This is a genomic window from Streptomyces sp. JLBT605 (assembly GCF_058215555.1).
This window is the reverse complement of the sequence record NZ_CM177087.1, coordinates 472,875-482,956: the sequence shown is the minus strand read 5'-3', so window position 1 is coordinate 482,956 and position 10,082 is coordinate 472,875. Positions and strand designations below refer to the sequence as shown.

Sequence of the window (10,082 nt, the reverse complement as noted above, 5' to 3'; positions counted from 1 at the left end):
GAAGCTGGATTCCGTCGCCGAGTATTTCGGCGGGTCGGTTCTGTGCCATTTCTAGAATCTGCCCTTGCTATTCCGGTGGTGCGCCTGACGTTGCTTGTTTTTAGGCAGCGGTCATCGCTGGATGTGGAGCGGCTCGATTCGGGCAGCACGGGTGGAATGACGCGTGTCCGGCATGCCGTGGTGCGATGAGGTGCGCGGTGCCGGCTCTCCGGCGCGAGGGGCGCCGGGCGGCACTTCAGGGGTCTGACGGGCGCCGGGCGGCGCTCAGGAGACGCCGCTTCCCACGTCGCTGAGGCGCAGCAGCCCGCTGCGCAGCGCGACGGCCACCGCGGAGGTGCGGTTCTGGCAGTTCAGCTTGGACATGACATTGGCGAGGTGGCGCTTGACGCCGTGCTCGGTGATGCCCATGCCGCGCGCGATCTGGCGGTTGCTCATCCCCTGGGCCACTCCCCAGAGGGTCTCCGTCTCCCGCTCGGTGAGCCTGGGACGTCGGGTTTCGTGCTTCGCGGCCGCCGAGGCGAGCTGGATGACCTGGCGCAGCGCCTCGGCCGAGACGGCGACCGTGCCGCGCCGCTGCGGGGTGAGGACATCGTCCGCTCTGGAGCCGGGAAGGTCCTCCAGGCGCAGCACCACATCGGCGAGCACCCACTGGGCGGTATCCAGCTGGTCCTGCATCAGGGACCGTACGACCAGCACCACATGGGTGGCCGGGTCGGCGAGCAGTGGGCCGAGCAGGGAGAGGTCGCGCACTCCCACGGCCGACGACAGGACAACGGTCGGCGGCCGGGCCGTGTGATCGAGCGGAATGTCGGCGGCACAGGCCACCGATATCACGGATTCGGCTCGGGTGCCGGATTCCGCGAACTGTCGTAGTAGGGCACGCGAAACCGGGTCGGGATCGACCACCAGGATGCTACAACAGTCCCCGTCCGTGCCTTGCTGTTCACCTTGCACGTTTCCTCCCCCGCATCGGCAATTTTTCAGCCAACAACGGAAACTACTATTGGTCATAGCAGTCGGGGAGTCAAGTCCTCTTCTCTATAAGAGGTTTGCGGAGCGAAAAGGTCGTCAGGCGGGTCGCCGGGCGGCGGAACGCCCTGCCGGAAGAGGCTCTCCGGCAGGGCGGCTCAGCTGGTGTTCAGTGGGCGAAGACGGGGCCGGCCGAGGGGTCGGGCCGCCCCTTGGGCAGCAGCGTCAGGCCGGCCACGGCCGCCACGGCCGCGATGCCCGCGCAGGTGGCGAACGCGCTGCCGAGGCCGTCCACCGAGGGCGACGCGCCACCCTCCAGGCTGGCCCCCGCGACCGCGGCGACCACCGCGATCCCCAGTGCGGAGCCCAGCTCGTGGCAGGTGTTCACCAGGCCGGAGCCCAGGCCCGCGTCGGCGTGCTCCACGCCGTGCATGGCGCTGGTGATGGCGCAGACGAAGCCGGCGCCCAGTCCGAAGGCCAGCAGGACGAAGCCGGGCAGCACCTGGAGCCAGACGTTGCCGTCGTCGTCCAGGCCGGTGAGCAGGAGTGCCCCGGCCGCCGCGATGCCCAGCCCGCCGGCGGCGGTCGCCCGCCACCCCAGCCGGGCGACGGCCTGGGAGCCCAGATGGGCGCCGATGGTGGTGGCCACGGCGACCGGCAGGAAGGCCAGGCCGGTGCGGAGCGCGCTGAATCCCCGCACGTGCTGGAGGTAGAAGGAGCAGAGGAAGAACGCCGAGATCAGTACGCCGGAGGCGGCGAGCATCACCAGGCAGCCGCCCACCAGCGAGCGTCGGGCGAGGAAGGGCAGCCGCACCAGCGGCGCGGCCGCGGACCGCTCCGCCGCCACGAACAGGACGGCGCCGACCGGCGCGGCCAGCAGCGGCAGCCATGCGGAGACGTCGCCGAACCCGTGGTCCCGCGCCTGCACCAGGCCGTAGATGAGCAGGGCGGGGGTGGCCGTCATGGTCAGCGCGCCCGGCAGGTCGATCCCGGACGGGGCCTGGCCGTGCCCGTGGCCATGACCGTGGCCATGGGCCGGCTCCTTGACCAGCGCGGGGACGGTGAAGAGCACCAGCAGGCCGATCGGCACGTTGACGAAGAAGATCCACTCCCAGCCGGGCCCGGACACCAGCACGCCGCCCAGCAGCACGCCGAAGGCGGCGCCGGTGCCGCCGATCGCCGCCCAGACACCGAGCGCGCGGTTGAGCTCCGGGCCGTGGAAGACCGACATCAGCAGGGCCATCGCCGCCGGCGACATCATGGCGGCGCCGACGCCCTGGGCGGCGCGGGCGCTGATCAGCACCCCGCCGCTCTCGGCGAGGCCGGAGACCAGTGAGGCGGCGGTGAAGACCGCCAGCCCCGCCAGGAACATCCGCCGCCGGCCGAGCAGGTCGCCGATCCGGCCGCCGAGCAGCAGCAGGCTGCCGAAGAACAGCGTGTACGCGGTGACGACCCAGGTCAGCGTCCCGGCGCCGAGGCCGAGTTCGTCCCCGACCGTGGGGAGCGCGACGTTCACCACGGTCACGTCGACGATGAGCATGAACTGCGCCATGCACAGCAGCGCCAGGACCAGCCACCGGCGCGGGTCCGGCGGCCCGGCGGGGGCGCCGCCGTGGTGGCCGTGGTGGCCCTGGTGCCCGTGGTGATGACCGTGATGGCCCTCCGGGCCGTGGCCGTGGCCATGCGTCTGCCCCGACCCATGGCCGTGTCCGTCGCCGGGCCCGTGGTGTCCGTCGCCGTGCCCGTGGCCATGCCCGTGTTCGCCGCCGTGCGCACCGGGGTGGCCGTGCCCGGCGCTCTCGGTCGGGTGCCGCTGTGCGCTCGTCGCATGGTGAGGCCCCGCCCCGGCCGCATCGGCATGGGTGTGACTGTCCGGGTTCACCGCAGCTCCTTAACTTGAACAGCACTGTCAGACTTACCTTACGCCACGGCGCGGTGATTTTGAACAGTGCTGTTCAGGTTATTCGGCGGTCGGCGGGGTGATCCTGGCCGCCAGCCGGGAGACCGTGGGGTTCTCGAAGACGGCCCTGGGGGTGAACGTCAGCCCCCGCGTCCCGGCCTGTGCCGCGATCCGCGACGCCAGAACGGAGTCGCCCCCCAACTCGAAGAAGTCGTCGTCCGGACGGACCGGCACGACACCCAGGACCTCCGACCAGATCCCCGCCAGTACGGCGGCCACATCGGCCGCGTCGGCCCCTTCGAGGGCTGACACACCGTCCGGGGCCGGCTCGGTCGAGGACGCGGCCGTGTGCGCCGGCTCGATCCAGTGCCGCGCCCGCCGGAACGGATAGCCCGGCAGTGACACCAGGCGCTCCCGGCCGTGCCGGGCCGCCGACCAGTCGACCTCCACGCCCGCCTCCCACAGCAGCCCCAGGGCCCGGGACAGCGCCTCGCCGTCCTCCAGCGTCTCCTGGGCGTGCCGCATGGCGCTCACCGCCCGATGCCCGTCCGACCACGCCGCGCTGCGCCGGGCCGCCGAGCCCAGGGACCGCCCGGGCCCGGCCTCGATCAGCACCCGCCCCGGCTGCTGGAGCAGGGTCGCCACGCACTCCGCCCAGCGCACCGGCCGGCGCATCTGCCGGGCCCAGCGCTCGGGGTCGGTGGCCTCCGCGTCGGTCATCCAGCCGCCGGTCACATTCGACACCAGCGGCACCACGGGGGCGGACAGCGTGGCGGTGGCGGCCAGTTCGGCGAAGCGCCCGGCGGCCTCGTCCATGGCCGCGGTATGGAAGGCGTGCGCGGTGCGCAGCGCCGACACCTCGACACCCGAGGACACCAGCCGGGCGGAGAACTCCGCGGCCTCGGCCGACGGGCCGGCGACCACGCACGCCCCGGGCTCGTTGACCGCGGCCACCTCCAGCCCGGTGCCGTCCAGCAGCTCCCGGACCCGGTCCTCCGCCAGCCGTACCGCGAGCATCGTCCCGGCCGGCGCGGCGTGCATCAGCCGGCCCCGGGCGGCCACCAGCCGGACGGCGTCCTCCAGCGCCATCACACCGGCCAGTACCGCCGCGGCGAACTCGCCGACGCTGTGCCCGCCGAGCGCCACCGGGCGTACCCCGAACTCCTCCAGGGCGCCGGCCAGCGCGTACTCGACGGCGAACAGCGCGGGCTGGGCGACATCGGTACGCCGCAGCGCCGCCTCGTCGTCACCGAACAGCGCGTCCCGCAGGTCCCGGCCGGTGTGCACCGCGAAGAGTTCGGCGCAGTCGTCCAGACGGCGGCGGAAGACCCCTCCGCGCCGGTACAGCCCGGCCCCCATCCCCGGATACTGGGCGCCCTGTCCCGGCAGCAGCAGCACGGGTGCCGGCGGGGTCCGCGGCACCGGCGCCAGGACGCGGTCCGCGCGCAGCAACTCCGCCGCCCGCTCGGCATCGTCGGCGGCCACCGCGGCGCGGTGGTCGAAACGCCTGCGCCCCTGGGCCAGGGTGTGGGCCACGTCCGAAAGATCGGCGTCCGAGGCGGGAGCGGTGTCAAAGGCAGGATCGGTGGCCGAGGCCGGATCGGTGTGCGGAGCCGGATCGCCGGCCGGGGCCAGGGCGTCGGCCAGCCGCCGGCGGGCGTCCCGCAGCGCCTCGGGCGTACGGGCGCTGACCAGCAGCACCGGGGCCGCGGCGGACCGGAGCCGCGTCTGGTGGGCCGGGCGGGCCGGCGCCTCGGCGAGCACCACATGGGCGTTGGTGCCGCCGACGCCCAGCGAGCTGACACCGGCCACCAGCGGTCCGTCTCCGGTCCACTCCCGCGTCCCGGCGACGATCTCGAACGGCGTGTCGGCCAGGTGGAGTTCGGGGTTGGGCTCGGCGAAGTGGGCCGTGCCGGGCAGCCTGCGGTGCTCCAGGGCGAGCACCGCCTTGATCAGTCCGGCGACGCCGGAGGCGGCCTCCAGGTGCCCGATGTTCCCCTTGGCCGATCCGATCAGGCAGGGTGCGGTGCGGTCGCCGTCGGGGTCCAGGGCCTGCCGGAGCGCGGCCATCTCGACCGGGTCGCCCAGGGCGGTGCCGGTGCCGTGCGCCTCCACATAGCCGACCTGGTGCGGATCGACGCCGGCCACCGCCAGCGCCTCGGCGACCACCGCCGCCTGCATCTCCACGCTGGGCGCGGTGAAGCCCATCTTCAGCGAACCGTCGTTGTTGACGGCGGTGCCCCGGATGACGGCCCGGATCCGGTCCCCGTCGGCGAGCGCGTCGGAGAGCCGCTTCAGGGCGACCACCCCGCCGCCGCTGCCGAAGACCGTGCCGCCCGCCGCCGCGTCGAACGGCCGGCAGATGCCGTCGGCCGACATCATCGAGCCGGGCTCGTGCAGATAGCCCACCCGGTGCGGCACCTTCACCGTCATACCGCCCGCCAGCGCCAGGTCGCTCTCCTGGCAGAGCAGGCTCTGGCAGGCCAGATGCACCGCCACCAGGGAACTGGAGCAGGCCGTCTGCACGGTCAGTGCCGGGCCGTGCAGGTCCAGGGCGTGCGCGACCCGGGTGGCGAAGAAGTTGGGGTCGGTCAGGGTCAGGGCGTGGACCAGCGCGGGGGAGGTGCCCGCCCCCAGGAACTCCCGCACGTCCCGGTGCGAGAGGAGGTTGTAGCCGAAGTAGCCGCTGAACGAGGGCGCCGCGAACACCCCGACCGCCCCCTGGCGGCGGGCCGGATCATGCCCGGCGTCCTCCAGGGCGTGCCAGCAGCTCTGCAGGAAGAGCCGCTGCTGCGGGTCCATCGCCGCCGCCATCCCGGGCGGGATCTGGAAGAACTCCGCGTCGAACTCCTGGTATCCGTCCACGACCGCGGCCCGGCGCACATAACCCGGGTGCGCCAGCACCGACTTCGGCACCCCGGCGCCCAGCAGCTCCTCGTCGTCGAGGTCCTCCAGACAGTCCCGGCCCGCGCACAGGTTGGCCCAGAACTCCGCCGGATCCCGCCCCTGGGGGAAGCGGCCGGCGAGCCCGACGACCGCCACCGCCTCGCCGCCGTCCTCGTCCATCGGACCCCCACCGCTCACGCGTGCTCCCCCTTCGCTTCCCGCGGTCCCCGCAGGTCCCGCGGCCCTTGTCCATCCCGTCGCCGGGGCCGGGCGGCAGCGGCCCTGGCCGTCCGGGCGGCGCCCCGCCGCGCCGCGTCCCGCACCACGCCCGCGGTGCCCGGACGCGGAGCGTCGCCCCCGGCCAGGGCCTTGGCCACCTGCTCGGCCAGTTCGGTGGCGCTGGCTCCCTGGAGCAGCCGCGCGACCGGAATGTCCACCGCGAAGTCCTCCCGCAGCGCACTCTTGATCCGCACCGCGGCCAGCGAGTCCAGACCCAGATGGACCAGCGGGCGGTCCGCGATCCGGGCGGGATCGGGGAAACCGAGCACCTGTCCGACGCAGCGCAGCGTCCTGGCCCGGACCAGCTCCCGGCGGGCCTCGGCGGTCATCCCCGCCAGCGCCGCCCGGTCCACGCCGTGGTCCGTCCCCTCGGCACCGTCGGCCCCCTCCGCCCGCAGCAGCGTGGCGAAGAAGGACGAGCCGCGGATCTGCGGATAGGCGCGGGCGAAGTCACCGGGTGTCAGTCGGGCCACACCGGCCTGCCCGGCGCCCCGGGCGATCAGGGCCTCCAGCGCGGCGAAGCCCTCCGCGGCGGTCAGCGTGCCCAGGCCCGGGATGTCCCGCCCGCGCACCGCGCCGATCTCGCCCCACGGGCCCCAGTTGACCGCCAGCGCGGGCAGCCCCGCCGCGCGGCGCAGCGCGATCACGGCGTCCAGGAATGCGTTGGCCGCCGCGTACTCGGCCTGCCCCGGCGAGCCGACCAGTGAGGCCAGCGAGGAGTAGCCGATCCACCAGTCGAGCCCGGCGCCCGCGGTGGCCTGGTGCAGCCGCCACGCCCCGGCCGCCTTCGGCGCCCAGACGCGGTGCAGCCGCTCCTCGTCGGCCTCGGTCACCAGGGCGTCCTCCAGCACCGCGGCGGCGTGCACCACGCCACGCAGCGGCACCCCCGCCTCCTCCAGCGCCGCCACCATGCGCGTCGCCGTCCCGGGAAGCGCCACGTCGCCGGCCACCAGCTCCACCCGGGTGCCCAGCGCCCGGACGCGCTCCAGCTCCGCGGCGGCCTCCGGGCCGATGACGCCCCTGCCGCCCAGCACCACCGCGCCGGCGCCGCGCTCGGCGAGCCAGCGCGCGGTGGCCAGCCCGATCCCGCGGGTGCCGCCGGTGACGAGATAGCCGCCGCCGGGCCGCACGATCACCCGGGCGCGCTCCGGGGCCGCCGGCGCCTCGGCCACCAGCCTCGCCACCTGGCGCTCGCCGCCCCGCCAGGCCACCTCGTCCGGGCCGTCCGGCGACAGGACCTCGGCCGCCACGATCCGCGCGGCCCAGGGCGCGCCGTCGTCCAGATCGACGAGGCGGGCGGAGAGTTCGGGGCGCTCCTGACGCAGCGTGCGGACCACTCCGCGCAGCGCGGCCTGGCCGACGTCCGGCTCCTCACCCTCGCGCACCCGCTGGGCGCCCACGGTGAGTACCGTCAGCGCGGGCGGCGCGGCGCCAGGGGTCCCGGGGGTGCCAGGTTCGTCCTGCGCGCGCAGCAGCCCGGCCACGAGCCGCAGTGCCGATCGCACACGCCGCTCGGCCGAGTCCGCCACGTCCGCCGGCCCGGCCGGTGCCGTCCAGCCCGCCAGGACGACCGCGTTCGGCCGCCACTGGGCATCCCATGGCTCGTCCCAGCCCGCGGTCCGGCAGGTGGCGCCGGCCGCCGACAGCGCGGCGACCAGCTCCCCATGGAGCGCGTCCGCGAGACCGCCGCCCACCAGCAGCACCCGGCGCCCGTCCGCCCGCCCCGGCTCCGGCGCGGGCACCGACTCCCACCGCACCCGGTGGAACAGCGGCGCCACATCGACCGGCAGCGCCTCCTCGCCGACCGGGCTCAGCCGAACCCCGGTCAGCTCGCCGACCGGCGCGCCCTGTTCGTCCCGGATCTCCACGTCGGCGCAGAGCGCGCCGCCGGCCGGCGCCGGGCGCAGCCGCGCCCGGCAGACCAGCGCGCCGCCCGGCTGCCCGGTCAGGCGCAGCCGCGCCACGCCGGTGGGCAGATACGTGCCCTCGGTGCCGTCCGGCAGCAGGGCGCCGACGGTGTGCAGACAGGCGTCGAGCAGCGCCGGGTGGAAGCGGAACCGGCCGTCCGGCGGCAGCGCGGAGGGCCGGGACACCCGGCCGACGGCCACCTCCCCGGCCACCCGTACCTCGGTGAGCGCGGCGAAGGCCGGCCCGTGCTCCTGGCCGAGGGCCCGCAGCGCCGTGTAGACGTCGGCGGGGTCGCGGGGGACGAGGTCCAGCGGCTCGTCCGGCCCGGCGGCGGGCGAGTCTTCCGGTCCGGCGGCGGGCGGGACGGGTGGGGCGTCCGGCCCGCCGCCGGGTGTGGCGGGCGGGCCGACGGACACCCGGGCGGTGGCCAGCGGGGTGGTGTCGGCGCCGGAGCCGGCGACGACGGTGAGCGTGCCGCCCGCCGCCTCGGCGTCCTCCTCCAGGGTCGTGGTCACGGTGACCGGCTCCGACAGCGGCAGCATCCGCGCGAAGGCCAGATCGCCGATCTCCACCGCCTCCGGCGCGGCCCCGAGCGCCTCGCAGGCGGCGGCCAGCGCCACCTCGGCGTAGGCGGTGCCGGGCAGCACCGGGGTGCCCAGCACCCGGTGGTCGCCGAGCCAGGGCAGCCGGTCGAGCCCCACGCGGCTCTGCCACACATGGCGGACCGGGCTTCCGGGCAGCGTGATCCGGTGGCCCAGCAGCGGATGGGCCGGGGAGTCCACCGCGGTGCGGCGCGGGCGGGGGAAGACCTGGCGCTGCCAGGCGTACGCCGGGAGTTCGGCGATCCGGCCGGCGGGGACCGCCGAGCGGGGCAGCGGCACGCCCGCGCAGTGCAGGGCCGCCAGGGCGTCGGCGAGCGCGGTGTGGCTCGGCACGCCCCGGCTGAGGGTGCCCAGCACGGTGCTGTGGCCGGGACGCTCGCCGTCCGCCTCCATGACGGTCTCCAGCACCGACTGGGCCACGACCGGATGGGGCGAGACCTCAAGGAAGACCCGCAGGCCGTCCTGGGCCGCCGCCCGCACCGCCTCGGTCAGCCGGACCGGGCGCCGCAGGTTCGCCGTCCAGTAGGCGGCGTCGAGGGCCGGGCGCTCCCGGGGATCCGGGGAGGTGCAGCTGTAATAGGGGAGCCGGAGCTCACCCGGCACCAGCTCCGGCAGGCTCCCGGCGAGTTCGTCCAGCAGCGGGTCGACCAGCGGGCTGTGCGCGCCGATGCGCACCCCCGGCACCAGCCGGGCGAGCAGTCCCTGATCCCGGCACTCGGCCACGAACCGCTCCACGGCCCCCGGAACCCCCGCGACCACGCAGGCGCGCGGGGAGGAGTGGACGGCGACCGAGATGCCGGGCCGGCCGTCCAGACGGCGGCGCGCCTCGGCGGCGTCCAGCTCCACCAGCGCGGTGGCGCCGGTGCCGGCGAGCCGCTCCTCCATCAGCCGGGACCGGCGGCAGACCACCCGCGCCCCGTCCTCGGCGGTGAGCGCGCCCGCCACCACGGCGGCGGCGACCTCGCCCATCGAATGCCCGATCACGGCCGCCGGCTCGACGCCCCGGCCGCGCCACACCGCGGCGAGGCCGATCTGCAGTGCGTAGACGGCGGGCTGCACCCGGTCCATGCCCGAGCCGGCCAGGCCGTCCTCGGTGACCAGAGCCCGCAGGGACACTCCGCTCTCCTCCCGGACGACCGGTTCCAGAGCGTCGATGACCGCGGCAAAGACCGGTTCCTCCGCCAGGAGCTGGGCGCCCATGCCGTCCCACTGCGAACCGTGGCCGGAGAAGACGAACACCGGCGCCGCGGCCCGCACGTCCGGCACACTGCCGCGCACCGCGAGCGGCCCCGGCTCCCCGCCCGCCGCGACGGTGCGCAGCATGCCGGTCAGGGCCGGGCGGTCCGCGGCCCGGATGACCAGGCGCTCCGCGAGATGGGTACGGCGCGCCCCGAGGGTGTGCGCCACATCGGCCAGCGGGGTGTCGGCGCCGTCCCCGGCCAGCCACTCGGCGAGCCGTGCGGCGTAGGCGCGCAGGGCGGCGGGCGTACGGGCGGAGAGCGCGAAGAGCATGTCGGAGTGGTTCATCCGGTAGTCCA

4 protein-coding genes are annotated in these 10,082 nt (G+C 75.6%); all 4 read right to left on the bottom strand.

Going from position 1 to position 10,082, the window contains the following annotated elements:
• Positions 1 to 264: 264 nt before the first annotated feature.
• Positions 265 to 756: a helix-turn-helix transcriptional regulator gene (locus AC4BDD_RS02375; protein ID WP_490689283.1), complete on the bottom strand. Its 492-nt coding sequence runs from the start codon at positions 754 to 756 to the stop codon at positions 265 to 267.
• A 382-nt stretch (positions 757 to 1,138) separates the two neighbouring features.
• Entirely contained in the window at positions 1,139 to 2,851 is a 1,713-nt protein-coding gene (locus tag AC4BDD_RS02370; RefSeq protein WP_490689282.1) for an MFS transporter, read from the bottom strand.
• 78 nt (positions 2,852 to 2,929) lie between these two features.
• The gene (locus AC4BDD_RS02365; protein WP_490689281.1) at positions 2,930 to 5,953 is read right to left on the bottom strand and encodes a type I polyketide synthase; all 3,024 of its coding nucleotides are present in this window, start codon (positions 5,951 to 5,953) and stop codon (positions 2,930 to 2,932) included.
• Positions 5,950 to 10,071: an SDR family NAD(P)-dependent oxidoreductase gene (locus tag AC4BDD_RS02360; RefSeq protein ID WP_490689280.1), complete on the bottom strand. Its 4,122-nt coding sequence runs from the start codon at positions 10,069 to 10,071 to the stop codon at positions 5,950 to 5,952. Before AC4BDD_RS02360 ends, AC4BDD_RS02365 begins: the two co-directional genes overlap by 4 nt.
• Positions 10,072 to 10,082: the final 11 nt, after the last annotated feature.

Coding starts and splice junctions, on each gene's coding strand:
- AC4BDD_RS02360 (WP_490689280.1), bottom strand. CDS start 10,071: ATGAACCACTCCGACATGCTCTTCGCGCTCTCCGCCCGTACGCCCGCC.